Raw genomic sequence first — 24,206 nt, 5'->3', positions numbered from 1 at the left:
GTCGCCGGTGGGCAGCAGGGCAGCCGGCAGCGACGCGGCAATCGTTTGTTCCGCCGGCTTGGCGGCCATCAACGGCGAAGCGCTGCAGGCCTTGGCCCTAAAGCCGCGTCCAGGTCTGCGCCTTGCAGAAGACGGCCAGCACGCAACCCTTCATCTTCAGGGAATTGCCAGTGACGGCGCCGGTGCCGGCATAGGTCTTGTCGTTTTCGGGGTCGGTAATCTCGCCCTTGTAGTCATTGCCTTGGCCATCCATCCGGCCGATCTGCTTTCCGGCAAACTTGCCGGTCTTCAAGGTCACGCAGAAGGCCTGTCCGCATTTGGCAATCGATGCGGTCTCGCCGCTTGCGGTTTTCCAGTTGCCTTCGATCGGCTCGGCGGCCACCGCAGCCGATGCCAGCGCCATCATCAGGCCTGCGGCCCAAACCGTTTTCCGAAACATCCCCATCAACTCCTCCGTTTGATCCTGCCGTATTTGATGCGCCCTATGGTGCGAGTGCCAGCCTTCTGCTCCTCCAGCAGATCGATCGCACCCTCATCAAAATCTAGCTTACGTTCACGTAAAGGTAAACAGGATTTGCCGTCTGAGAACCGGGATCAGGAGATGTCTTTTTGCATCCTTGTTCGATGTCTTGGTCAAACATGGTGAGCAAAGAATGAACGCTTCATGGTGAACGGGAGGTAAAGACGGCGCAAAAGTCCTTAATTTTCAGGAGGTGTGATGTTTAACGAAAAGCGAGGTTTACCAAGCGTTTAGATTTTGTTTTCAGCAAATTAAGCATGCATTTTAGACAAATTTTGAAGCCCGTCCGGCATAGTGAAGCCATCAGACGAGCAGGAAAACCTGCCGGCCGGAAGGATCGCAAAGCCGCTTTAAGATGGCAGATCCGGAGGGTACCCCTCGAGGGCCAGATAAAACAGGGTTCGTTACATTAGGCACTGAAACAGGGATCTTAACGATGGCACGCTTTGACATGCAGACTTCCGAAATGGCCTCCATGGGAGGCGAAGCCCGCGCCGAGACCTTCTGCGACATGGGCCTGAAATATGCGACCGGACGCGGTTGTCCGGTCGATCTGGTGGCCGCGCACAAGTGGCTGAACATTGCTGCCATCAGGGGTTCCGACCGGGCCGCCGAACTGCGGGCGGATCTTTCGCAATCAATGACCAAGATGCAGCTGGCCGAGGCGCTTCGGGCCGCGCGTGACTGGATGACCATGCACTGAGCCGCAGGGCGGTCATCCCCACACTCTATACTATGTTTCAAAAGCCGCGCACCGTCGCGGCTTTTGCCTGTGCAGGCTTTGCTCAGGCAAGCCGTGCCAGAACCTGCGGCAGCGCCTTTGCCAACAGGGCCATATCCGCCTCCGGCCCGGTGCTGACCCGAATGCAGCGGTTAAGCGGGGCAACCCCTGGCATGCGGATGAAGACGCCCTGTTCCATCAGTCCATCAACGATGGCGCGCGCGTAAGTGCCGTCGCGGCCGCAATCGATCGCGACAAAATTCGTGGCAGACGGCAGCGGCGACAACCCGTTGTCCCGCGCAATCCTGGAAATCTCCTCCCGCGAGGCCTTGATGCGGGCTGTCACCGTCGCGAGGTAATCCTGATCCGCAAGGGCCGCAAGCGCTGCGGCCACGCTGATGCGCGCCATGCCGAAATGATGCCGGATTTTGTCGAAGGCTTTTGCATTGGCGGGCGTGGTGATGACATAACCGATGCGCGCGCCGGCAAGCCCATAGGCCTTGGAGAAGGTGCGTGTGCGCATGACGTTCGGCTGATCGATGAGAGCCGAGATATCCGGCGTCGTGCCGTCAGGGGCGGTTTCGCAATAGGCTTCGTCGAGAATGAGCAGGCAGCTTTCCGGCAAAGCCTTGGCAAAGGCGGCCACGCTTTCGCCATCCCACCAGCTTCCCATCGGGTTGTCGGGATTGGCGAGATAGACGAGCGGCGCATTTTCCCGGCGCACGAGGTCAAGAAGTCCGGACAAATCTTCCCGGTCATCGACATAAGGTGTCGTTACCAGCCGGCCGCCATAACCGTTCACATGAAAGTTGAAGGTGGGATAGGCGCCAAGCGAGGTCACGACAGGCGTTCCCGGCTCAACGATCATGCGGGCGATATGGCCAAGCAGCGAATCGATGCCTTCGCCGATAGCGATATTCTCCGCTCCACAGCCGAGATGTGCCGCCAGCGCCTGTTTCAGGGCAAAATTTTCGGGATCGGCATATTTCCACGTGTCGGAGGCAGCCTCGGCGATGGCTGTGAGCACGGACGGAGCGGGGCCGAAACCGCTTTCGTTGGCGCCGATGCGCGCCATGACCGCCAGACCGCGGTTACGCTCGATGGCTTCCGGGCCAACGAAGGGCACGGTGGCCGGCAATTGGCTGACAAGGGGAGTGAAACGCGAAAACGCCGACATGCTGTACGTCCGATGCGAGGAAAATCATGTCTCAGCATAGGTGCGTTTCATGTCGGCGCAAGGCGGGTCCGGCGCGATCCGGTTCGGTCACCGGTTGCCGTTCAAGCTTTCAGTGCCCGGCATCAATGATTGGTGTCGAAGCTCACCCGGATCACGTGATGCAGGAAATCCGCGTCGATCAGCATGTTGAAGCCAACCGTGACCTTTTCCTCGTGACGGCGGATCAGCGTGCAGCCGATTTCATCCCGGATGCCGAGGATTTCGAGGAAGAAGTTTTTCGGCACCGGCAGATGCGGGCTGACATCCAGCTCTGCGCCATAAAGCGAGATCTTGCGCACAAGGCAGCGCAACTGGTCCTTGGTGCTGAGGCGATGCCCGACGAAGATGATCTTGCCCGGGCGATCGATATCGAATTTTTCAAACACCTCGTCATGAGGAATGAACGGCTTTGTATCTCTGACGATGTTCAAGGGCATGGAACCCTCCCATGACTGCTACGATCCGATATTGACCGCTCAAGTATGATACATCCTGAAAGTGAACGATAAAATACCTGATATCGCGAGTTTTTCCTGTTTTTCCGGGCGTTTGAGCCGGAAAAACTGGCACAGTTGACGAAGCTGCGGGCCAGGGTTACCCCATGGCTATCGACGGCTGCCGGAAAGGGCCGCCGCACGCCTCATGGATGGAGTGTATAAGGTGTCGGACAGGGTGGTGATCATCGGCGGCGGGCAGGCGGGATTTTCGCTTGTCGCCAAACTGCGTGCCCTCAAGGACGAGCGCCCGATCACCATGATCAGCGCCGAGGCCGTGCCACCTTACCAGCGCCCGCCGCTTTCCAAGAAATATCTCATGGGGGAGATGGAGTTTTCGCGCCTGCTGCTGCGTCCGGAAAGCTGGTTTGCCGAGAATAATGTCGAACTGAAGCTCGCGACCTTTGTCGAGGAGATCGACCGGGCCGCCCGCACGGTGCGTCTGCAGGATGGGTCGCATCTTGCGTACGGCACGCTTGTTCTGGCAACCGGTGCCACGCCGCGTATGTTGCCGGCGGCCATCGGCGGCGATCTCGACGGTGTTTACGTGATGCGCGACAAGCGCGACGCCGATCGTCTGTCCGGCGAAATGCGCGCCGGGCGACGGGTTCTGGTCATTGGCGGCGGTTACATCGGTCTCGAAGCCGCAGCCGTTGCCCGCGGCAAGGGCCTGGAGGTAACGCTCATCGAAATGGCCGAGCGCATCCTTAACCGCGTCGCCGCCAAGGATACCGCCGATATCATCCGCGCCATTCACGTCGGTCACGGCGTCCAGATCCGCGAATCGACCGGGCTTCGCCGCCTCATCGGCGCAGAGGGCAAAGTCTGTGCCGCCGAATTGGCCGATGGCAGCGTCATAGAGGTGGATTTCGTCATCGTCGGCATTGGCGTGACGGCAAACGACATGCTGGCAAAGACCGCCGGCCTTGATGTGGCCAACGGAATCACCGTCGATTCGTCTGCGCGGACCTCTGATCGCCACATCTTTGCCGTCGGCGATTGCGTCAGCCTTCCTTACGAAGGTGCGCAGGTTCGTCTCGAATCAGTGCAGAACGCCGTGGACCAGGCCGAATCGGCAGCGGCAATCATTGCCGGGGGAGGGCAGGCCTATCAGCCCAAACCCTGGTTCTGGTCGGATCAGTATGACGTCAAGCTGCAGATCGCCGGCTTTAACCAGGGTTATGACGAAACGCTGGTGCGGCCAGGCGCGCGCGACGGTGCCGTTTCCGTCTGGTATTTCGCCAAGGGCCGGTTCATCGCGGTAGATGCCATCAACGACGCAAAAGCCTATGTGACCGGCAAGAAGCTGCTCGACCTCGGACGCCAGCCCGATAAAGCGATTCTGGCCGATGCGGCGGCGGACCTGAAGCTGCTACTGGCCTGAAAACATCCCCTGTGACAGGGCTTTTCCGGCATTTGCAGGCTTTCCCCAAGGGAAATGCGCCAAAAAGCGCAAAATGCCTTGCAATCGCCAGCCGTCCGCAATAATCACCTCCCCACCGGAGAGGTGGCCGAGTGGTCGAAGGCGCTCCCCTGCTAAGGGAGTATACCAGAGATGGTATCGTGGGTTCGAATCCCATCCTCTCCGCCACGTTCTGGTTGTAGGGCAAGCGCCGCCAGAGCCGCCGATGTTCTTCTTGATCATCGCGCTTATCTAAACTTCAAGCACTGATTGTAGGCAAAGCATAGGCTGACGCGCCATCTGCGTAAGATCCTGTGGCTTAAGGGCTTTCTTAATCAAAAGTAAATTTCCGTTAGCTCCGCCTCATACTTTTGTGTCCTTTTCGCAACAGGGGTTTCCTAAGCGCCTGTGCCAGATCGAAACCGCTCCAGTTCACGATTGCATGAACGACCCTCTCTTGTATGTTCACAATCAGAAGCGGCGGTGGATCGTTGTCTTCTAAAGAACCGACGGGGATGGGGCAGGGAATGCTGTCCTTCAGCCAAAAAACCCAGACCCTTACGAAACTTTGACTGGAGGTCAATATGAACATCAAGAGCCTTCTTCTCGGCTCCGCTGCAGCTCTCGCTGCAGTATCTGGCGCACAGGCCGCTGACGCAATCGTCGCTGCTGAGCCGGAGCCCATGGAATACGTTCGCGTTTGCGACGCTTTCGGCGCCGGCTTCTTCTACATCCCGGGTTCTGAAACCTGCCTCAAGATCGGTGGTTACGTTCGTTTCCAGACGAACATCGGCAAGGACTCTTCGGGTTCGTCTGACTGGGATTCGTTCACTCGCGCTCAGCTCGAGCTCGATACTCGTTCGGACACGGAATTCGGCGCACTGCGTGGCTTCATCGGTCTGCGTGGCGATGCTGACTCTTCGGCATCCGGCGCTCGTGGCGTCAACGTCGACCAGGCCTTCATCGAAGTTGGTGGCCTGAAGGTCGGTTACTTCTACACCTGGTGGGACGATGGTCTCTCTGGCGAAACCGACGTTCTTGCTACGGATGCAGCGCATCAGAACTCCATTCGTTACACCTACACCGCTGGCGCATTCTACGCTGGTGCAGCTGTTGACGAACTGGAAGGCTTCTCGCGCGGCAACGGCGAAACCGACAACAACGTCGGTATCGAAGCCATCATCGGTGGTGCAGTTGGCCCGGCCAAGCTCGCTCTCCTCGGTGGCTACGACACGGACCAGAGCGAAGGCGCAGTTCGCCTGATCGCGACCGCTGACCTCGGCCCGGGCACGCTCGGTCTTGCTGGCGTATGGGCCAGCGGCGTTAACGCTTACTACGATAACTCCGAGTGGACTGTTGTTGGCGAATACGCTGTCAAGGTTACCGACAAGCTCAAGCTCACCCCGGCGGTTCAGTACTTCGACGGTCTGAAGACCAGCAACACTGCTGGTTTCGGCGATGCAAATGCTTGGAAGGCTGGTCTCACGGTTGACTACCAGCTGGCAACCAACTTCTCGGCAAAGGCTTCGGTTCAGTACTACGATCCGGACAATGCTGACGAGACGTGGTCTGGTTACCTGCGCCTGCAGCGCGCATTCTGATCTGATTTAAATCGGATTGACGGAAAGCCCGGCTCTTAGCCGGGCTTTTTGCGTTTGGTAGTCGCTAAGAGCGGCCGCCGGCAGCGGTATGGCTGGCGGGGATATGTGCGGGGCTCGTGTAAGGCCTTTCATGGCTCCCGATGAATCCCGGCAAAATGCGGCGGTCTGGCGCAGGCCGATGGAACCGGAAGGCGGGATATGGCTTTGTCATGCCGTCGCCTGACACCTTCTTGCCGTGCTGGAGAGGTTACGCCGCACCCGCCACCCCCTTGCGCCTTTTTGGCCATTGAGCGGAATACCCGAAGATTGTCCGGGATGTGCCGAGTCGGATGCCAATCAAGGTCCACAGAAATGCAGGTGCTGCAGCGAATCGATCCTCGGAACGCTGGACGCTGGAACGACCGCTCCGGAGAGCATTTCTCCACGCTTGCTTGCTTTGACGATTGGCCAGAAGATTTGGCTAATTGTTACCGGAGTGCACGGATTTCACAGAGTGCGGAAGACTCGGGCGATCACATCGTCGGTGGCGTGCGGACACGCCCCCGCATCGAGCCGGTCTGTTTAACGGCATTGATGATGGCATCCCCGACCGCTGCCGCGGTCGATCGGCTGACGTCCCCAAATTTGCTCGGCTGTCCAAAAATACGGCGGGCTTGGTCTGCGACTCGAAACGCAATGCTCTCTGTCCGAGAATCATAACCAACATTGTCCGGCAGTCTGAGTCGGGTTCCCCGGAATTCCTGACAAAAATGACAAAATGCGTCCGGTATTGATGAACGGCTGATCCGCACAGTCGCCGAAAGGTGAACAATATATTGATAAATTTTAACGGGTTAGGCGGGATTGTGTCCCGTTTCTGCGCGGCAATGGGTCGTTCTGCCTAAAAAAGGAGCGGCAAGACCTTGGCCTGTCACGAATGCGCAACACATGCGATCCAGCGACCACGCCGCTGCCCTTTTCGTGACATTTTTAATTTTCCCCGTCCGGCGATCGGTGGTTAGATAACAGCAATTCAGGCGACGGTTCGTTACCTGATGTCTTCTAAACAACGTCCCGAGGAAAAATCATGAACTTTAGAGCTGTCGTCCTGAGCTCGGTTGCCGCACTGTCTTTCGGCTCCGCCTCCTACGCCGCTGATGCCATCGTGGCTGCTGAACCTGAGCCCATGGAATATGTCCGTGTCTGCGACGCTTTCGGCGCCGGCTTCTTCTACATCCCGGGCTCGGAAACCTGCCTCAAGATCGGCGGCTACGTTCGTTTCGAAACCGACTTCGGCCGCGCTCTGTCCGGTTCGTCTGACTGGGACAGCTTCACTCGCGCTCAGCTCGACCTCGACACACGTTCGGACACCGAATTGGGCGCTGTGCGCGGCTTCATCGGCCTGCGCGGCAATGCTGACAGCTCGGCTTCCGGCGCTCGTGGTGTAAACGTCGACCAGGCCTTCATCGAAGTTGGCGGCCTGAAGGTCGGTTACTTCTACAGCTGGTGGGATGACGATCTCTCGGGCGAAACCGATGTCCTGTCGTCGCACACGACCCAGTACAATGCCGTCCGTTACACCTACACGGCAGGCGCTTTCTACGCTGGTATCGCTGCTGAAGAACTCGAAGGCCAGCTGGCTGGTAGCGGCAATAACCTCGGCATCACAAGCTTCTACGCTGCTGAATCCGACAACAACGTCGGCGTAAGCGGCACCATCGGCTTCGCCATGGGCCCGGTTACGGCAAACGTTATCGGCTCTTACGACACCGACGCTGAAAACGGCGCTGTGCGCGGTATCGCTTCGGCCAAGATCGGCCCCGGCACTGCAAGCATCGCCGGCGTATGGGCCAGCGGCGCAAACGCTTACTACGAAGAATCCGAGTGGACGGTTGCTGCTGAATACGCTCTTGCCGTCAACGACAAGCTCAGCATCACCCCCGGCTTCCAGTATTTCGGCACGGTTGACGTCAACTCCTCGGGCGACTTCACCGGCAGCCGTGATGCATGGCGCGCTGGCGTGACCCTGGACTACAAGCTGGCTGAAAACCTCACCACCAAGATCGCTGCAAACTATCAGGACATCGATGGTTCGTCGGCTAACGGCGGTGGCGACAGCTGGACCGGCTTCTTCCGTCTGCAGCGCGGTTTCTGAGGTTAACCTCAGGGAGGCTTGATGCCTTCAGTGTCTGAAAATTTGAAACCCGCCTCACAAGGGCGGGTTTTTCGATATGGAACGGGTTATTTGGGCTGTGCGTGGATATCACCTGGAATGGATCAGTCGGCGTCGCGCAGAAAGTCGAGGATCTGCCGGGGCAATCCGTCCAGATGCAACAGCGGCGCATGCCCCTGACCCTTGGCGGTCACGCACAAGAGTGCCGGGCGCTTTTCCCGCATGCGCTCCACCGTCTGCGATGTCAGGAGCTTTGAGTTTTCTCCCCGGATGACCATCATCGGCCCCTGCGGGAACTGATCGAACTGTGTCCAGAGCGACGGCAGGGGTTGGGACAGATCCAGTGCGGCAAAGGCTTGTCCGATGGCGGGATCGCAATCGGCAGCCAGCCGCCCGTCGCTTTCCCGGTAGATCGCCCGTGCAAAAGCCGTCCAGTCGTCGTCCGAGAGTAGCGGGAAGGCGGGGCCATGCACCTGTTTCAGCGTCGCCACCGCCTGCGGCCACGTGGCTGGCATATCCGGCGCGCGCAGATAATCCTGGATCTGCCGCAGGCCCTCGATGGCAAGGTCCGGCCCGATATCGTTGAAGATGACGGCGGACATTTTTTGCGGGGCGAGATCCGCCAGCACATGCAGGATGAGCCCGCCCCGAGACGTGCCGATGAAGGTGGCCCGGTCGATACCGCAGACATCCAGCACCATCAGCAGGTCCAACGCTTCCTGACCCGGCGTGTAGCTCGCCTTGTCATTTGCCCGCTCTGAAGTGCCGCGCCCGCGATAATCAATCGCGATGACCCGCCGGGGTTTTGCGGTGTCATGGGCGATCAGTCCGGCAATCTCATGAAAATCCCGCGCATTCCGGGTGAGGCCCGGCAGGCACACGACGGGATGCGCTGTTGATGGATCGGCGGGTTCATAGATCCGGTAGCCGAGCCTGATGCCGTCGCCTGCCGTTGCAAATTGCTGAAGCCATTCCATGATGCGCTGCCCTCCGGTTGCCTCGACAGGGTAGCCGATCACCGCGGGGAAGGGCAGGCAGAAATGCGCAAAGCGTCTTCTGGAACGTCGCCTGTCAGCGCCTGCCGAATCGCAGGTCGTCCTCGATATCGGCGCTCTGGCCAAGGCGCGTCTTATACACCTGATAGTTTTCCATCACCCGCTGCACATAGTTGCGGGTTTCCGGAAAGGGGATGCGCTCGATCCAGTCGACGACGTCGTCCAGCGATTTGCCGCGCGGGTCGCCGTAACGCTCGATCCATTCCGGCACCCGGCGCGGACCTGCATTATAGGCTATGAAGGTGAGGATATAGGAACCGCCAAAGCTGTCGATCTGCTCGCCGAGATAGTGTGCGCCGAGAGTGGCGTTGTAGCCGGGGTCGGAAGTGAGCCGTGCCGGCGTAAATGTCATGCCGTGGCGGGTTGCAACACCCTTTGCCGTGCCCGGCAGGATCTGCAGCAGGCCGCGCGCATCGGCAGACGAAATGGCTGCCGGGTTAAAGGCGCTCTCCTGGCGCGCGATAGCATAGGCAAGCGCCTTGCCGGACCCCTCGATATGGGCGCTGGCGGGAATGACGCCGACCGGAAAGGCCAGCGCTGCGACATCGATCCCGCGGTTGAAAGCCGATTTGCCGATCTGCAGCGACAGCGCATGGTTGAGGTTGCGCTCGGCGCGGGCGGCCAGGATTGCCAGTTCGCCCGGGCTCGTCAGCTGGTCTGCAAGCGCCCGGTAGAGGGCGTCTGCGCGCTCGTTGTGGCCGGCGGCATCCAACCGGTCAATGGCGCGCACGGCCTCGCGGGCATCAAAGGTCCGCCGGTCGCTCGGTGTCGGGGCGGGATAGGAGACATTGATTGTCTTGGTCTTCAGCCGGGCGGCGGCCAGCTGGCCATAGAAGGTTGCCGGATAGCCGGCAGCCTTTGCGTAAAACTCCGCCGCTTGGCCCGGGCCACCCTGATCTGCGGCGCGGCCAAGCCAGTAGAGCGCGCGCGAGGCTGAAAGCGGCCGCGAGGAAGCGGCAAGGATCCGCTCGAAATGTTTTGCAGCCGTTGCCGGATCGTTGAGCCCCCGCAGGGCATACCATCCGGCATGAAATTCCGCGTCGACGATATCGACCGTGCTCTTGGCGTCATGGCTGGCCGTGATGCGATAGGCTTCGCGAAAATCACCTTTGTCGGCAAGGCCGCGCGCAATGATGCGCCGTTCATTCCACCATTCGGTGGCATTTACCTGTTGCGACCGGTCGCGCGGTGCCCGCTCCATTAGGGCTGCCGCCTCGGGATAACGATCCTGCTGGCGCAGATATTCGACGCGGACAAACAGATAGGCCGGGTCTCTTGCAAAGGCAGAGCCAGCCGCATCGAGAAGCGCGCCGGCATTTCTGGCCTTGGCTGAAACGGCACTCCAGGCCGTATGGAGCGGCTGCGCATGGCCAAGCTCGGCGAATCGCTTCGCTTGCGCGGTGCGGCCGCGATACATCAGATAATCCATCCGCGCCCGGTGATCGGCTACGGTAAGGAGCCCGCCGAATTCCTGCAGGAGGCGGTCCTCCAGATCCTTGTCGAGCGCAGTGCCGATCCAGAACGGTCGCAGAATGGCGCCCGCCTGTGGTGTCCTTCCGGAGGCAACCAGCGCACGGGCAAGAATGATCGCGCCCTGCGGCGTTTCCGGTGCGCTGCGACCAAAGGCTGCCAGCACCTCTGATGGCGCCGGATTTTCCCGGAAAAGCGCCCGTTCGAAATTGCCGCGCAACCGGCCAAGGCCCGGCCAGCCCTGCAGCTCGCTACCGGCCAAGGCAATTTCGTGCGAGGGCACGTCGCGCAGGCCGGAGGTGACGATGGCCCAGGTTAAGAGGTGGCGGTCGAGCGACCCTGGCGCAAGCTGGTCGCGCACGGCCAGCGCATCGGTTGCGTCGTTGCTCGACAGGAAATCCAGCCCCGCCTTCAGCTGTGTGGTCGGCAGTGTCGGTTCTGTGGGGGAGGTGGGGCGAGGCGGAATGGAGCCGGTATATTCCGGCACGGAAACGCGTTCCAGCGGTGCCGGGCGCGAGAGCGGAAGCGGCACGGGGCCGTCCGGCACGGGGGCTGCCCACAGGCTTCCCGCGCAAAGCGAAAGCCCCAGGCCGCTTAACAGAACCGACTTTCTCATCCCTCAACCTGCGGCACGAACTCTTCTATCCTATTAGTTGACGTGATGATTAACAGAGGCTTACCGAACGGCGGTCGTGACCGGATTTCTTGATCACGATCCGGTGCGAAACCGAAAAGACCCTGCTTGTTTCAACCTATTGGCCGCACTATGGTGCCCGCCACATTATCAGACAATACGGCCGAAGCATGAAGATCGGCCGTTCGGGAGTTATTGCATGTTCAAGGGGTCCATGCCCGCGCTTGTCACGCCTTTCACCGATTCGGGGGCGGTGGACGAGGATGCTTTTGCCGCTCACGTCGAGTGGCAGATCACCGAAGGCAGCACCGGCCTGGTGCCGGTCGGCACAACAGGCGAATCGCCAACCTTGTCCCATGACGAGCACAAGCGTGTCATCGAGCTGTGCATCGAGGTTGCGGCAAAGCGCGTGCCGGTCGTTGCCGGCGCCGGCTCCAACAACACGCGCGAGGCAATCGAGCTTGCCCAGCACGCCGAACAGGCCGGCGCCGATGGCCTGCTGGTCGTCACCCCCTATTACAACAAGCCGACGCAGAAGGGGCTGATCGCGCATTATTCGGCGATCGCCGAGGCTGTGTCGCTGCCGATCATCATCTACAATATTCCGGGCCGTTCGGTCATCGACATGACGCCGGAGACGATGGGGGCGCTGGTCAAGGCCTATCCGAATATCATCGGTGTCAAGGATGCGACCGGAAAGATCGAGCGTGTCTCCGAGCAGCGTATGACCTGCGGACCGTCCTTCGTGCAGCTGTCTGGCGAGGATGCAACGGCGCTTGGCTTCAACGCCCATGGTGGTGTCGGCTGTATTTCCGTCTCGGCCAATGTCGCGCCGCGGCTTTGCGCCGAATTCCAGCAGGCAACGCTTGCGGGCGATTACGCCAAAGCGCTCGATTATCAGGATCGTCTGATGCCGCTACACAAGGCAATCTTCATGGAGCCCGGCGTCTGCGGGGCAAAATATGCCCTGTCGCGTATTCGGGGGCTGAACCGCACCGTTCGCTCGCCGCTGATGTCGAGCCTTGAAGCCTCGACGGAAGCGGCCATCGATCAGGCGCTGCGCCATGCCGGCCTGCTGAACTGACAGCCGCCTTAATACGAATACGCCGGCAGTTTTGCGCTGCCGGCTTTCCATCTGGCCAGCGGCACACTACATTAGTGTGACAGCCCGGCCATTTGCCGGCCGAATTTTTTGAGACTTTTGACGGATCGGACCAGCTTCCATGGCACCCAGGGGCAGCCAGCGCGTCGTAAACAAGATCGTTGCGGAAAACCGCAAGGCGCGCTTCAACTACGAGATCATCGATACCTACGAGGCGGGCATCATGCTGACCGGCACGGAGGTGAAGTCGCTGCGCGAAGGCAAGGCGAATATCGCCGAATCCTATGCGTCCGACGAGGGCCAGGAAATCTGGCTGATCAACTCGCATCTTCCGGAATATCTGCAGGCGAACCGCTTCAACCACGAGCCGCGCCGCCGGCGCAAGCTTCTGCTCAACAAGCGCGAGATCAACCGGCTGCGTGTCGGCATCAACCGCGAGGGCATGACGCTGGTCCCGCTCAAGATCTATTTCAACGAAAAGGGCCGCGCCAAGCTCGAACTGGCGCTCGCCAAGGGCAAGAAGCTGCATGACAAGCGCGAGACCGAGAAGGAACGCGACTGGAACCGGCAGAAGAGCCGGCTATTGAAAACCGGCTGAGGATTTTGCCGCGTCACTGCGATTTTTTCAAAGCCGTGGAGCATTTTGGCTCCACGGCTTTTTCATGATGTGCGGCCGGCCGTTCGTTCAGCGGCCGCTGAAGCCCATGGCCATCATCGCTGCTGCCCGATGTGCCTCGCGCAGCAGTTCATCCTGCCGGGCGGCGCGGCCGCGTCCGTCATAGGGCTCGTTGTGCCCGCCGATGAGGCCGATATCGCGCAACTGATGATCATCCAGCGCCACGGTGGAATTGCGGGCGGCGCGACGGCGAACGATCGAGAGGAAGCCGGAAAGGCCGAACAGGCGAAGGATGCGGCTTGCCGGCATCGTTTCGGTAACGGCGGAGATTTCAACGGTCTGGTCGATCGTGCGCATGGCTCACTCCTTGTCGATGAGGCACGAAATAGTGTTCCCGCTCTGCCGGTCGGGCAGCGGGCAACGGTGATGGGTTGGGGGTTTCCGGGGTGTCGCCTCTGCGACAGGCGGCAAACTGTCGCAGACAAAGCCATTCGTCCAGTGAATGTTTTGAATATCATGCATCACGACAACTGATCGCAGCGGGCGCGGCATTCCGCCGCCGCGGGCGCCGAGTTGCGCCGTCCGTGGCGCAGCGCGACGCTCGCCACGACGCCGCGCACGGTGCGCGTTGCGTGTCCGTTTGCGCCGGTCATCATAATTATAGCCGCGCCTTAAATGGCCATTAAGGTTAGCAAGGCATAAATTTGGACATCAGGAATTTACGAAACCGGTAACCATGTTTTCATGCCGGCGCCGCCTGTCCGTTCGCGTTTAGTGTCGAGTAGAGCGTAGTATGACGAGTATTATCACCAACACGGGTGCCATGGCCGCGCTTGCCACCCTGCGCGATATCAATCGTGCCCTGGAGACGACCCAAGGGCGTATGGCGAGCGGCGTACGCATCGGCCAGTCCTCGGAAAATGCCGCTTACTGGTCTATTGCCGCCACGATGAAATCCGATGACAAGGCGTTGGCCGCTGTCCAGGATGCGATGAACCTTGGCGCTGCCACCGCAGACACCGCCTATGCGGGCTTGAGTGCCTCCATCGACGTGGTGGATGAAATCAAGTCCAAGCTGATTGCCGCGCGCGAACCCGGCGTCGACAAGGAAAAGGTCGACAAGGAAATCGACCAGCTGAAACAGCAACTTGTCTCCATCACCGATGCGGCAAGCTTCAACGGCGTCAACTGGCTGAAGCTCAATGACGGGTCTGACACCACGGCCAAGGTGGCTGCCTCGTTTTACCGCGACCTCGACCGCAGCGTGTTCATGGACATGATCGAGTTCGATCTGGTGGCCAGTGATGGCACCATCACTTCGCTTGTCGACAACCGTTCCACCAGCACCAATGGCGGCGCCGGCATCTTTACCAACACCCAGTTTGCCATCGATTCCGGAGCAAGTGCCAATTATGTGCTGGTCGTCAACCAGAGTAACAGCACATCAGGTGTCGAGATCGCGCTGACCCGGGAGACCACCAGTGATGAACTGGATGACATGATCACCGTGGTCGAGGAGATGTTGCAGATGATGGCGGACGCCGGCGCCAATATCGGTTCGGTTCAATCGCGCGTGGCGCTGCAGCTCGATTATACGTCCAAGCTGCGCGACTGGATGAAGGGTGGCATCGGCACGCTGATCGATGCCGAGATGGATGAGGAAGCAACGCGCCTGAAGGCGCTGACGACACAGCAGCAGCTTGCCATCCAAGCCCTGTCGATTGCCAACACGCAGCCGCAAAACATTCTGTCGCTGTTCAATTAAAGGCAGGCCACTTTTTGGCGCAGCATCAATTTGCCTGATAGGTGTCCTCACCAAAACGCGCTTGGCTTCTCCATTTGCTTCGTTATTGTCAATTTAAATGGGGGAGCACCTTGATGTCCGAGAAAACCGCGCCGGGACTGCCCTGGCTGATCATTGCCAGCGGATCGCTGATCGTGCTGCTCATCTTTGGACCACGCTCGGCCATGGGCTTCTTCCAGCTGCCGATGCTGGCGGACAAGGGCTGGGATCGATCCACCTTCGGCCTTGCCATGGCCTTCCAGAACCTGTTTTGGGGCCTCAGCCAGCCGTTCTTCGGGGCGATGGCGGATAAATACGGCACCGGTCGTGTTCTGGTTGCCTCCGGCGTGCTTTATGCGCTCGGCCTTCTCGTCATGGCGCATGCGGCAGCACCGCTCTGGCTGCATATTGGTGGTGGCGTGCTGGTCGGCACCGCCATCGGCGCCGGCTCGTTCAGTGTCATCCTGTCGGCCTTTGCCCGCAACGTTACCCCGCAGCAGCGCTCCATGGCTTTTGGCATCGGCACGGCGGCGGGATCTGCCGGCATGTTCCTGTTTGCGCCGATCAGCCAGACGCTGATCAGCACCTACGGCTGGTCGGACAGTCTTGTCATCATGGGTGTGATGATGCTTGCCGTGCCGCTCTTGGCCTTTCCGCTGCGCGGCAATGCCTCATCGGGCACGCAGAGCAAGGCGCAGTTCGAACAGAGCGTGGCGGGGGCGCTGAAGGAAGCCTTTGCCCACCAGAGTTTTCTGCTTCTGGTCAGCGGCTTTTTCGTCTGCGGTTTCCAGGTGGCTTTCATCACCGCGCATTTTCCGGCCTATCTCGGCGATATCGGCATCGATGCCCGTTATGCGGTGATCGCCATGGCCTGTATCGGCTTTTTCAACATCATCGGTTCACTGGCCGCCGGTGTGATCGGCCAGCGTTATTCGAAACCGTATTTTCTGGCGCTGATCTATATCGGCCGCTCGATTGCCGTCACGGCCTTCCTGCTCCTGCCGCAGTCGCCACTATCGGTCATCATCTTTGCCATCGTCATGGGTCTGTTGTGGCTTTCCACCGTCCCGCCCACCAATGCGCTGGTCGCCATCATGTTCGGCACGCGCCATCTTGGCCTCCTCGGCGGCATGGTGTTCCTGTCGCACCAGATCGGCTCGTTTCTGGGCGTGTGGATGGGCGGTTTTCTCTATGACCGTTTTGGCTCCTATGATGCCGTCTGGTGGCTTGGCGTGGTGCTCGGTTTGTTTGCCGCCGTGGTTCACTGGCCGATCCGCGAGCGTCCGGTGGACCGGCCGCTGGCACCTGCGGTTTAAACCTCAGTCCTGTGGCCCGGTGGAAAGGCGCGAAAGCGCCTTCAGCGCCGCCTGCACAAAGCCATCGCGGGCGGCGTTTTCGGTGATGCCGCGCGGCTCGTAGACGTGGCGGTTGAGAAAAAAACCGCTAAGGCGGAACGCAGCCGCCAGGCTCTGCGGATCGACGCCGCGGTTTGACTGGGGGCCCAGAAACGCCGGCAGAGCCAGAAGCCTATCCGCATAGGGCGCGCCGGCCGCACGGCTGACCGCCCGCCCGCTCTTCGGGGATACGTAGACCAGATCCTCCAGCGTCCCCGTCGCCGCACATTCGGCAAGGTCCAGCCCGAAGCCGAGATCGTTCAGTACCGCAAGCTCGAAGCGCACGAACAGTTCTCCAGCCCCTGCCGGATCGTCCATGTGGTCGAGGATGATATCGAGCGCCTCGAACAGATGCGGATGCGGATCGCGCTCCGGCAGAAGCCGCAGGAGCGAGCCCATGGCCTGCACGCCGTAAAGCGCGGTGGCGCTTTCCATCAGCCGGGCGGCACGCAGGTTGACCGGTTCCAGCTTGTAATCGCCGAGATGCTCATCGAGCCGCGCCCGCCACACAGCCTCCACCCGGTTGCCCGGTTGCAGCACCGGCTGCATGCTGCGTGAGCGCCCGCCGCGCACCAGCCCCATATGCCTGCCGCGGGCACGCGTCATCAGTTCCGCCACCACGCTGGTTTCCCCGTGACGGCGAACGCCGATGATGATGCCTTCGTCCTGCCATTGCATGCTCTGGCCAAATTCCTGTCAGTTTATCCGCATGTTAGCGCATCAAAACGCGCTGATGAACCGATTTATCCGCTTGCTTCTTCGCCAATGGAACAAACTGCCGGGTTTGGGGGTTGCTGGCGCGAAACAAATGAGGGAGTTCCCATGCGCCACGCCGCTGCCGCCATCTTTCTTTTCGCTATCCCGACGATCGTTGTTGCAGCGCCGCCGGCTTCCGCCCAATCGCCGGCCCTGGAGCAGGCCTGCGTCAACGTGGCAAAAAACTTCCTTCTTTCGCCGAAGCTGACGACCGGTATCGTGCAGTCCTTCCCGGAGCTTGATCCGCCCGGCGCGCGGCTGACCTATGCCACGCGCGACAATCCGCAGCCGGTCGATTTCACCAATCAGATCGAGTGCGAGTTCAACAAGGCCGAAGCGCCGTTCGGCCTGACGCGCTTCTGCATTTCCAACACCTGTTATTCGGCAACGGAACAGGAACCGGAACAGCGCCGTCGTTATCTCGAAGTCAAGGCGCTGATGGATCGCCAGAAGTGAGAAGGGGCCACAGGGCCCCTTCAAGGATCGGATGACGTGAGGGTCGCCTGACCGCCGAAGCCAGATCGGCACGGCAAGGTCGGGTGATCAGCCTTTTGGGAACTCCAGTCCCATTTCGCGAAAACGCTCGGGGTCGTCGCCCCAGTTTTCACGCACCTTCACGAACAGGAAGAGATGGACGGGCTGCTCGAGGATTTCGGAAATTTCCTTGCGTGATGCGGTGGAAATTGCCTTAATCGCGTCGCCGTTCTTGCCGAGCGCGATCTTCTTCTGGCTGTCGCGCTCGACATAGATCACCTGTTCGATGCGCACGGAACCGTCCTTGCGCTCTTCCCACTTTTCGGTTTCGACGTGGGAGGCGTAAGGAAGCTCCTGGTGCAGGCGCAGGAACAGCTTCTCGCGGGTGATTTCGGCGGCGAGCTGGCGCATCGGCAGGTCCGAAATCTGGTCTTCCGGATAATACCACGGTCCTTCCGGCAATTCCTTGGCCAGATAATCCATGAGGTGCGTGCAGCCCGATCCGGTCGTTGCCGAAATCATGAAGGTCTGCTCGAAGGCAACCTTCTCATTGGCAATCTGCGCCAGTTTCAACAGGTCTTCCGGGCGCACCCGGTCGATCTTGTTGAGAACCAGGATCTTTGGCTGATAAACGTCCTTCAGGCCTTCCAGGATCGTATCCGCATCACCGCGAATGCCGCGCTCGCTGTCGATCAACAGCATGATACGGTCCGCGTCCTTGGCGCCGCCCCAGGCGGTGGTCACCATGGCGCGATCCAGCCTGCGGCGCGGCTTGAAGATGCCGGGCGTATCCATGAAAACGATCTGGGTGCGATCATGGATCGCGATGCCGCGCACGATGGCGCGTGTCGTCTGCACCTTGTGGCTGACGATCGACACCTTGGCGCCGACCAGCCGGTTCAGCAGCGTCGACTTGCCGGCATTGGTGGCACCAATCAACGCCACGAAACCGGAACGTGTCGGGCGCTCGACCACGGGCGTCTCAACTTCGGCCACGGCGTCTTCGGCGGGAATGTTGTCTTCTTCGGTCATAAAGTCCTTCAGCCTTCGTTGGCGGGCTTTTGCCACACGCCTTCACGTTCGAGCATTTTGGTCGCCGCCACCTGTTCGGCTGCGCGTTTGGAGCGTTCGACGCCGGTTTCAGGGGCAACGCCCTTGATTGACACGGTCACGGTAAAGCGGGGATCGTGATCCGGGCCGGAGCGATCGTCAACCGTATAAAGCGGCGTGGTGCCGAAACGGGCATGTGACCATTCCTGCAGCTCGGTCTTGGCATCCCGCTTGGCGGCATCGGCACGGGTCGCCCGGTCGTGCCAGTTACGCAGGATGAAACCGCGTGCCGCCTCCAGGCCGCCATCGAGATAGAGTGCGGCAATCAGGCTTTCCACCACGTCGGCGCGCACGTTCAGCATGCGCTTGCCGGTGAGCTTCTTCACGTCGGCGCCGGTGCGGATGAATTCGTGCAGGCCCAGCTCATCGGCAATGCCTGCGCAGCTGTCGGCGCTGACCAGCTGGTTCAGGCGCACGGAAAGCTCGCCTTCGGTGGCATTGCGGAAGGTCGTGAACAGCATTTCGGCCACGCAAAGGCCGAGAACCCGGTCGCCCAGAAATTCCAGGCGCTCGTAGTTGGCGACCTTTGCGCTGCCGGTGCTGGCATGGGTCAGCGCGCGGTCCAGCCATTGCTTGTCCGAGAAAGCATGGCCGATGACTTTCTCAAGCCTCTGGCGTTCTTCCCCGGATAGCGATGTCGGCTTCATCAGTTGACCACCTTGAACAGACGATCCCAGCGCATGTTGGCCGGCCAGTTCCAGATCTCGCGGAACGAGGTATCGTTGCCGAGCGAGAAGAAGATCACGCTGGCGCGACCCACGAGGTTTTCAGCGGGAACATAACCCACATCGAAGCGGCTATCGAGAGAGTTGTCGCGATTATCGCCCATGAAGAAATAATGGCCTTCGGGCACGATGAATTCGCGGGTGTTATCGCCGCGCGAGACGGGCGACTGGTCCAGTGTGTCGTAGGTCTTGCCGTTATCAAGGGTCTCGCGGAACACCGGAACGTCGGCACCCGGATCCAGGCGATAATCGGAGGTAAAGCTGCCATCGGCCATTTTCGGCACCGGCTGTCCGTTGATGTGCAGCACGCCGTTGATCATCTGGATACGATCGCCGGGCAGGCCGACGAGGCGCTTGATGTAATCCACGTCCGGATCTGTCGGCAGGCGAAAGACGATCACGTCGCCACGCTTGGGCGGCGAAAACTCAAGGACGCGGCCAGAAAACAGGTTCGGCGAGAACGGCAGCGAATATTTCGAATAACCGTAAGCGAACTTGTTGACGAAGATATAATCGCCCACGAGCAGGGTCGGCATCATCGAGCCGGAGGGGATGGTGAAGGGCTGGAACAGCACGGTACGGATCACCATGGCAAGCAGCAGCGCCTGGATGATGACCTTGATATTTTCCCAAAGGGCGTTCTGCTTCTTTTCGGTTCGTTCTGCCACGTGTGCGTCTTTCGTTTCCAGCGTTTTGCGCTTCTCTAAACTCTTAACCCCATGCGGGCAATGGCCTTGACCGTGCGGGCCTTTTCAGGCCGCAACGACCGGACGGGCTTCGATGACCACGAAGGCCTGCGCATAGGGAAATTCGTCGGTGATGGTGAGGTGGATAACCGCTTCATGGCCGGGAGGCAGAAGGCTTTTCAGCCGCTCGCCAGCGCCATTTGTCAGCGCCATGGTCGGTTTTCCCGAGGGCAGGTTGACGACGCCCATGTCACGCCAGAACACGCCCTGCGCAAGGCCGGTTCCGAGCGCTTTCGAACAGGCCTCCTTGGCGGCGAAGCGCTTGGCATAGGAGGCGGCGCGCATCTTGCGCCCGTCGGATTTTTTGCGTTCGATTTCGGTGAAACAGCGGTGCGTGAAACGCTCGCCGAAGCGCTCGATGGATTTTTCGACCCGTCTGATATCGATCAGGTCGCTGCCCATGCCAATGATCATGCCCATTCTCCCTGCTGCCAGTCTGACCGAGATGTCAGGGCGCACTCTGCGTATCGACCGCTGCGGCTTCTTCGCGGCGCGCGACGAAATTTGCCCGTCGTGCGGCACGATACCTTCTGATCCCCACAAAAGTGGCGATATAGCAGCAAAGGCCAGTCAAAATCGCGGGAGGAAGTGCGCCAATCGCCAGCGGTTCGAAAACCGGCCGCCACAGTTCGCGCACGTGAAAACCTTCAAGCAGATGCAGAAGGTCAGCCGTGGAGGTGGCGGCACTGGGCTCGCGGCCAAGCATTTCATGGCCGATCTGCCAGGTAATCGGCAGAATGAAGGGAATGGTCAGCGGATTGCTGAAGGCGGTGCCAAGCGTTGCGGCAATCAGGCTTGCCCGCAGCAGGAAGGCGATGGCCAGCGCCATGGCAATGTGAAAGCCGAAAAACGGCGTCCAGGCCGACATCAGGCCGATAGACAGACCCGCTGCGACCGCATGCGGTGAACCACCCATCCGCAAGGCCCTTGCCCTGACATAACGCAGGGTCCGCAAGAGGCCTTTGCGTCGTCTGTTCTTCAACCCGCGGGAAGGGGCGGGATGAGCTTTCTTCAAGAAACTGAACGGCATGAAAGCGCGCATGAGTGACTACCGGTCCTTGCCGGCAGGGCCCGGCGCTTCGCTTGCGCGATCAGAGGCCCTTACGGAACATACCGCGGTCGATCTGGCGCATGCGATATTCGAGTTCGATCGCATCGTGCGATTCATTCAGATAGGCCATTTCACGATCCTGAACAGAGGGAGCGCGAAGGGCGCGGGCGATGGTGCGAAGCGGCTTGAACATTGTTATCTCCTAATGTTGCGTTGCACAACATATAGTCGATGCCAGACCTTTCCACCAACGCGACCTTCCCTCATCAGCCGTGCGTGTAGTGCATAGCGGCAGGACATCATCCTGCCGCAGTGCTTAACAGGTGATCAATCGTAGACGCGCTTGACCGTAGACACGCAGTCGAGATCCTTCAACTGCGTCAGAAGCTGGTTGAGATGGCGCAGGTCCCAGACCTCGATTTCCAACGCAAGCTCGGAAAAATCTGCCGCCACCCGTCCCATCGTCATGGTGCGGATATTGATGTCGAGACCGGCGATCTTCTGGGCGATGGTGGCAAGCGTCCCCGGCTCGTTCAGCGCATTGATCGCGACCTTTGCCGAGAACCGTTGCTTGTTGGCGGCATCGAGATCCCAGCGCACGTCGATCCAGCGCTCGGGCTGGTCGTCGAACCGCTGCAGCGCAGAGGCCTGGATCGGGTAGATGGTCATGCCCTTTCCCTCGTCCATGATGCCGACAATGCGGTCTCCCGGCACGGCACCGGCGGGGGCGAAATGCACTTCCATATTGCCCGAGAGCCCGCGGATCGGCAGCGGATCAGGGCCATCGATCTCGCCCGCGGCCTTCGTTGCGTCATGCGCCGTGCGTTCTGCACCGGGCAGACGGAACATCATGCCCGATGCGCTCTGCATGTTGAACCAGCCCTGGTCGGCAGCCGGCTTGATGGTCGTGCGTTCATCCTTGAAATCCGGATAGACAGCCTTCAGCACGTCGAGCGAAGACAGCTCGCCGCGTCCGACCGATGCGATCGCATCCTCCACATCCTTCTGACCGAGGCGATGCAGCGCAGGTTTCAAAACCTCGCGTGAAAAAGCCTTGCCGGCGCGCTCGAAGGTACGCTCGAGAATGCGGTGGCCAAGGCCTGCATATTGTTTGCGGATGGCCATGCGGGTGGCGCGGCGGATGGCCGAGCGCGCCTTGCCGGTCACGACGATTTCTTCCCAGGCCGCCGGCGGCACCTGCACGCCCGAGCGGATGATCTCTACCTCGTCGCCATTGGCAAGCCGGGTGACCAGCGGCATGATGCGGCCGTTGATCTTGGCGCCGACCGTGGTGTCGCCGATATTGGTGTGCACGGCATAGGCAAAATCGATCGGCGTTGCCCCGCGTGGCAGCGCAATCAGCTTGCCCTTTGGCGTAAAACAGAACACCTGGTCCTGAAACAGTTCGAGCTTCGTGTGCTCGAGGAATTCCTCCGGATTGTCACCTTCCGCGAGCGCTTCAATCGTGTGGCGCAGCCAGGAATAGGCATTGCTTTCCCGTGACAGAAGTTCGCCCGGTTCGCCGCCCTCGCCATCCTTGTAGAGACTGTGGGCGGCAATGCCGTATTCGGCAATGTCGTGCATGCGCCGGGTGCGGATCTGCAGCTCGATGCGCTGGCGCGACGGGCCGACGATCGTGGTGTGGATGGAGCGGTAATCGTTCTGCTTCGGCGTCGAGATATAATCCTTGAACCGCCCCGGCACGACGCGCCAGCGTGTGTGGACGATGCCAAGCGCTCGGTAACAGGCTGGCACGTCATCGACGATCAGCCGGAAGCCATAGACATCCGACAGCTGTTCGAAGGACAGCGACTTCGACTGCATCTTGCGGAAGACGGAATAAGGTTTTTTCTGGCGTCCCTTGGCGGTGGCGTTCAACAGGCCGTTTGCCACCATCAGGTCGCGCAACTCGTCCTCGATCTTGGCGATCAGGCCTTCGTTGCGAGCCGACAGTTCGGCCAGCCGGTTGGTCACCGTCTCATAGGCTTCCGGGTTGAGGTAGCGGAAGGAGAGATCTTCCAGCTCATCGCGCATGTCCTGCATGCCCATGCGGCCGGCCAGCGGCGCATAGATGTCCATGGTTTCTTCGGAAATGCGGGCGCGTTTGTCGTCGCGCATATGCTCGAGCGTGCGCATGTTGTGCAGGCGGTCGGCAAGCTTGACCAGAAGTACACGCACATCGTCGGAAATGGCGAGCAGAAGCTTGCGCAGGTTTTCCGCCTGCTTGGCCTTCTTCGAAACGAGATCCAGCCGCTTGAGCTTGGTCAGCCCCTCGACCAGGCGGCCGATGTCCTCGCCGAACAGTTCGTCAATTTCAGCCCGCGTGGCCGTCGTATCCTCGATCGTGTCATGCAGCAAAGCGACGGCAATCGTCGACTCGTCGAGATGCATCTCGGTGAGAATGGCGGCCACTTCCAGCGGATGCGAAATATAGGGGTCGCCGCTCGCGCGTTTCTGCTGGCCGTGTTTCTGCATCGCATAGACATACGCCTTGTTGAGCAGAGCCTCGTTTGCATCGGGCTTGTATTTCTGGACCCGCTCGACAAGCTCGTATTGCCGCATCATGCTGTGGAAGATCCTTTGAACAAGCCGGAACAAAAAGAAAAAGGCGCGCCAACCGTGAGATTGGCGCAGCCATCATTATGCAGACAACAAGATTATGGCGAGATCATTGACGATCGGTAATCGTCTTTGATCCCTCAGTAATCGTCGCTTTTTTCCGGCGGTACCAGGCCTTCGATGCCGGCGAGAAGATCTTCTTCCGTCATCTGGTCGAAGGTCAGCGTTTCCGGCAGGTCGTCTTCGTCCATGCCCTTTTCGGCGCCGGCGGAGGCACCGGCATTGGCCGAGATCATCGTCGACGGATCGGGCTCGGGCTCGTCCACTTCCACATGCTTCTGCAGCGAGTGGATCAGGTCTTCCTTGAGGTCGTCGGGCGACAGGGTTTCGTCGGCGATTTCGCGCAGCGCAACGACCGGATTCTTGTCGTTGTCGCGATCGATGGTGATCGAGGCACCCTGCGAAATCTGGCGGGCACGATGGCTGGCGAGCAGCACCAGCTCGAAACGGTTATCGACTTTGTCGATGCAATCTTCTACGGTGACGCGGGCCATTGCCTGTCCTTCTGCGATCGGTATTCATGTGATTAGGACGCCGGATACAGGCAATGGGCGAGGAATTCAAG

At 60.1% G+C, this 24,206-nt stretch carries 24 protein-coding genes and 1 tRNA gene; 10 read left to right on the top strand and 15 right to left on the bottom strand.

Annotated elements, in window-relative coordinates; genetic code table 11:
• Positions 1-97 precede the first annotated feature (97 nt).
• The gene (locus AC4CWH_RS10645) at positions 98-439 is read right to left on the bottom strand and encodes a DUF2147 domain-containing protein (RefSeq protein WP_491318710.1); all 342 of its coding nucleotides are present in this window, start codon (positions 437-439) and stop codon (positions 98-100) included.
• Between the two features lie 517 nt (positions 440-956).
• On the opposite strand from AC4CWH_RS10645, the gene AC4CWH_RS10640 reads away from it, so the two are divergent.
• Positions 957-1,223 carry a sel1 repeat family protein gene (locus AC4CWH_RS10640; protein ID WP_491318709.1) on the top strand — a complete coding sequence of 89 codons (267 nt, stop codon included), beginning with the start codon at positions 957-959 and terminating at the stop codon, positions 1,221-1,223.
• 82 nt (positions 1,224-1,305) lie between these two features.
• Here the strand turns inward: AC4CWH_RS10640 and AC4CWH_RS10635 are convergent, their stop codons facing one another.
• Together AC4CWH_RS10635 and AC4CWH_RS10630 are read right to left on the bottom strand one after the other, a co-directional pair.
• Positions 1,306-2,418 (bottom strand): pyridoxal phosphate-dependent aminotransferase, encoded by a 1,113-nt coding sequence (locus AC4CWH_RS10635; protein ID WP_491318708.1) that lies wholly within the window; start codon positions 2,416-2,418, stop codon positions 1,306-1,308.
• A gap of 122 nt (positions 2,419-2,540) precedes the next feature.
• Positions 2,541-2,894, bottom strand: coding sequence for a hypothetical protein (locus AC4CWH_RS10630; RefSeq protein WP_491281998.1), 354 nt, complete (start codon positions 2,892-2,894; stop codon positions 2,541-2,543).
• A 223-nt stretch (positions 2,895-3,117) separates the two neighbouring features.
• On the opposite strand from AC4CWH_RS10630, the gene AC4CWH_RS10625 reads away from it, so the two are divergent.
• The 4 genes from AC4CWH_RS10625 (at position 3,118) to AC4CWH_RS10610 (ending at position 8,088) form a co-directional block, all read left to right on the top strand.
• Positions 3,118-4,335 (top strand): NAD(P)/FAD-dependent oxidoreductase, encoded by a 1,218-nt coding sequence (locus AC4CWH_RS10625; protein WP_491318707.1) that lies wholly within the window; start codon positions 3,118-3,120, stop codon positions 4,333-4,335.
• Between the two features lie 117 nt (positions 4,336-4,452).
• Positions 4,453-4,542 (top strand) — tRNA-Ser (locus tag AC4CWH_RS10620).
• A gap of 395 nt (positions 4,543-4,937) precedes the next feature.
• Positions 4,938-5,954: a porin gene (locus tag AC4CWH_RS10615; protein WP_491281996.1), complete on the top strand. Its 1,017-nt coding sequence runs from the start codon at positions 4,938-4,940 to the stop codon at positions 5,952-5,954.
• Between the two features lie 1,066 nt (positions 5,955-7,020).
• Positions 7,021-8,088, top strand: coding sequence for a porin (locus tag AC4CWH_RS10610; protein WP_491318706.1), 1,068 nt, complete (start codon positions 7,021-7,023; stop codon positions 8,086-8,088).
• Positions 8,089-8,210: 122 nt separating this feature from the next.
• Here AC4CWH_RS10610 and AC4CWH_RS10605 read toward each other — a convergent pair whose 3' ends face one another.
• On the bottom strand, positions 8,211-9,083 hold the full coding sequence (locus AC4CWH_RS10605) for an alpha/beta fold hydrolase (RefSeq protein WP_491318705.1): 873 nt from the start codon (positions 9,081-9,083) through the stop codon (positions 8,211-8,213).
• 94 nt (positions 9,084-9,177) lie between these two features.
• A complete protein-coding gene (locus AC4CWH_RS10600) occupies positions 9,178-11,247 on the bottom strand; it encodes a lytic transglycosylase domain-containing protein (protein ID WP_491318704.1) in 2,070 nt (689 codons plus the stop codon).
• Between the two features lie 217 nt (positions 11,248-11,464).
• Here AC4CWH_RS10600 and dapA point away from each other — a divergent pair, with 217 nt between their 5' ends.
• Together dapA and smpB are read left to right on the top strand one after the other, a co-directional pair.
• On the top strand, positions 11,465-12,349 hold the full coding sequence (gene dapA, locus AC4CWH_RS10595) for a 4-hydroxy-tetrahydrodipicolinate synthase (protein ID WP_491318703.1): 885 nt from the start codon (positions 11,465-11,467) through the stop codon (positions 12,347-12,349).
• Between the two features lie 139 nt (positions 12,350-12,488).
• Positions 12,489-12,965: an SsrA-binding protein SmpB gene (gene smpB, locus AC4CWH_RS10590; RefSeq protein WP_491281991.1), complete on the top strand. Its 477-nt coding sequence runs from the start codon at positions 12,489-12,491 to the stop codon at positions 12,963-12,965.
• An 87-nt stretch (positions 12,966-13,052) separates the two neighbouring features.
• Here smpB and AC4CWH_RS10585 read toward each other — a convergent pair whose 3' ends face one another.
• Positions 13,053-13,340, bottom strand: a complete 288-nt coding sequence (locus AC4CWH_RS10585; RefSeq protein WP_491318702.1) for a hypothetical protein — start codon at positions 13,338-13,340, stop codon at positions 13,053-13,055.
• Between the two features lie 436 nt (positions 13,341-13,776).
• On the opposite strand from AC4CWH_RS10585, the gene AC4CWH_RS10580 reads away from it, so the two are divergent.
• Positions 13,777-14,748, top strand: a complete 972-nt coding sequence (locus AC4CWH_RS10580; protein ID WP_491281989.1) for a flagellin N-terminal helical domain-containing protein — start codon at positions 13,777-13,779, stop codon at positions 14,746-14,748.
• 113 nt (positions 14,749-14,861) lie between these two features.
• Complete coding sequence (locus AC4CWH_RS10575) at positions 14,862-16,082, top strand: MFS transporter (RefSeq protein WP_491281988.1); 1,221 nt, start codon at positions 14,862-14,864, stop codon at positions 16,080-16,082.
• 3 nt (positions 16,083-16,085) lie between these two features.
• Here AC4CWH_RS10575 and recO read toward each other — a convergent pair whose 3' ends face one another.
• Complete coding sequence (gene recO, locus AC4CWH_RS10570) at positions 16,086-16,838, bottom strand: DNA repair protein RecO (RefSeq protein ID WP_491318701.1); 753 nt, start codon at positions 16,836-16,838, stop codon at positions 16,086-16,088.
• Between the two features lie 144 nt (positions 16,839-16,982).
• Between recO and AC4CWH_RS10565 the strand changes: the two genes are divergently transcribed.
• Positions 16,983-17,372: a hypothetical protein gene (locus AC4CWH_RS10565; RefSeq protein WP_491281986.1), complete on the top strand. Its 390-nt coding sequence runs from the start codon at positions 16,983-16,985 to the stop codon at positions 17,370-17,372.
• Positions 17,373-17,459: 87 nt separating this feature from the next.
• Here AC4CWH_RS10565 and era read toward each other — a convergent pair whose 3' ends face one another.
• The 8 genes from era to rpoZ all read right to left on the bottom strand — a co-directional run bounded on the left by era (position 17,460) and on the right by rpoZ (position 24,135).
• Positions 17,460-18,422, bottom strand: a complete 963-nt coding sequence (era, locus tag AC4CWH_RS10560) for a GTPase Era (RefSeq protein WP_491318700.1) — start codon at positions 18,420-18,422, stop codon at positions 17,460-17,462.
• Positions 18,423-18,430: 8 nt separating this feature from the next.
• Entirely contained in the window at positions 18,431-19,147 is a 717-nt protein-coding gene (gene rnc, locus AC4CWH_RS10555) for a ribonuclease III (protein WP_491281984.1), read from the bottom strand.
• Entirely contained in the window at positions 19,147-19,893 is a 747-nt protein-coding gene (gene lepB, locus AC4CWH_RS10550; protein WP_491281983.1) for a signal peptidase I, read from the bottom strand. The genes rnc and lepB overlap by 1 nt, the downstream gene beginning before the upstream one ends.
• An 84-nt stretch (positions 19,894-19,977) precedes the next feature.
• Positions 19,978-20,385 (bottom strand): holo-ACP synthase, encoded by a 408-nt coding sequence (acpS, locus tag AC4CWH_RS10545; protein ID WP_491281982.1) that lies wholly within the window; start codon positions 20,383-20,385, stop codon positions 19,978-19,980.
• A gap of 34 nt (positions 20,386-20,419) precedes the next feature.
• Positions 20,420-21,001: a DUF2062 domain-containing protein gene (locus tag AC4CWH_RS10540; RefSeq protein WP_491321406.1), complete on the bottom strand. Its 582-nt coding sequence runs from the start codon at positions 20,999-21,001 to the stop codon at positions 20,420-20,422.
• A gap of 61 nt (positions 21,002-21,062) precedes the next feature.
• Positions 21,063-21,215: a DUF3563 family protein gene (locus AC4CWH_RS10535; protein WP_491281980.1), complete on the bottom strand. Its 153-nt coding sequence runs from the start codon at positions 21,213-21,215 to the stop codon at positions 21,063-21,065.
• Between the two features lie 134 nt (positions 21,216-21,349).
• Complete coding sequence (locus tag AC4CWH_RS10530; RefSeq protein ID WP_491281979.1) at positions 21,350-23,587, bottom strand: RelA/SpoT family protein; 2,238 nt, start codon at positions 23,585-23,587, stop codon at positions 21,350-21,352.
• Between the two features lie 134 nt (positions 23,588-23,721).
• Positions 23,722-24,135, bottom strand: a complete 414-nt coding sequence (gene rpoZ / locus AC4CWH_RS10525) for a DNA-directed RNA polymerase subunit omega (RefSeq protein ID WP_491318699.1) — start codon at positions 24,133-24,135, stop codon at positions 23,722-23,724.
• Positions 24,136-24,206 lie beyond the last annotated feature (71 nt).

It is taken from the genome of Neorhizobium sp. PAMB6716, from assembly GCF_058242805.1.
Note: the sequence above shows the minus strand (reverse complement) of the source record. Positions and strands in the feature narration are given on the sequence as shown.